The sequence below is a fragment of the Bradyrhizobium sp. SRL28 genome, from assembly GCF_018596315.1.
Lineage (GTDB): Bacteria > Pseudomonadota > Alphaproteobacteria > Rhizobiales > Xanthobacteraceae > Bradyrhizobium.
Genome location: NZ_JAHEAG010000231.1, coordinates 1 through 417 on the forward strand (window position 1 = coordinate 1; position 417 = coordinate 417).

Annotated in this window: 1 protein-coding gene; it reads right to left on the bottom strand. The window is 70.7% G+C overall.

Annotated elements, in window-relative coordinates:
• The coding region (locus tag KIP88_RS46130) for a condensation domain-containing protein (RefSeq protein ID WP_214494671.1) at positions 1 to 417 on the bottom strand (417 nt) is incomplete at both ends.

A 417-nucleotide genomic window follows, 5' to 3' on the forward strand; every position in this document is an offset into this window, starting at 1 on the left:
TGGCGGCTGCACGATCTCCACTACCTGCTCGAACGGCAGGTCCTGATGCTCCTGCGCGGCCAGCGCCGTGCGCCGCGTCCGTTCCAGAAGCTGCGACACGCTCGGCTCGCCCGACAGGTCGAGGCGAAGCGCCAGGGTGTTGACGAAGAAGCCGATCAACCCTTCGATCTCGCGCCGGCCGCGATTGGCGCTCGGCACGCCGATCACAAGGTCGTCCTGCCCCGATAGACGCGCCAGCACCGCCGCCCAGGCCGCCAGCACCGTCATGAACAACGTCGTGCCATGCTGCCGGCTCAGCCGCTTCAGCCCCCGCGTCAGATCCGCATCGATGACAACAGGCACACTGGCCCCGGCAAACGACGGCTGGGCCGGCCGCGGCCGGTCCGTCGGCAGCGCCAGACGGGCCGGCGCGCCAGC